The 430-nt window shown below is 67.2% G+C and carries 1 pseudogene; it reads left to right on the top strand.

Annotated features, from left to right (window positions below):
* Positions 1-226 precede the first annotated feature (226 nt).
* Positions 227-430, top strand: a pseudogene (locus ADK67_RS11635) (MarR family winged helix-turn-helix transcriptional regulator); the annotation flags it as partial.

Below are 430 nucleotides of genomic sequence, written 5' to 3'. Positions count from 1 at the left end.
GCCGACCCGGCGACCCGGATGCGCACCTGACCGGTGCCGGGGACCGGCTGGTCGACATCCTCGTAGCGCAGGACCTGCGGGCCGCCCGTTTCGTGGAACTGCACTGCCTTCATGGCTTCTACCCCTCCGCCGTGTTGCTTCGAGTTCGAAGCAACTGCGATCACCGTAGCACTGCTTCGAATTGGAAGCAAGTGCTTCGAGTTGGAAGCACTGATAGGGTCGGCGCATGACGCCCCCGCCGCCCCCACCGGACGCCGTGCAGCTGGGCGCCTACTTCGCCCTCATCGAGGCGAGCAGCCTGCTCAAGCACGCGGTCGAGCAGCAGTTGCGGGATGCCGGCGATCTCAGCTACGTGCAGTTCCAACTCCTGGCCACCCTCGGCGACTCCCCCACCGGCAGCCGACGCATGACCGACCTCGCCGACGGCGTC

This window comes from Saccharothrix sp. NRRL B-16348 (assembly GCF_001280085.1).
Taxonomy (GTDB): domain Bacteria; phylum Actinomycetota; class Actinomycetes; order Mycobacteriales; family Pseudonocardiaceae; genus Actinosynnema.
The sequence above is the reverse complement of the archived record's forward strand: the minus strand, read 5'-3'. Positions and strand labels throughout refer to the sequence as shown.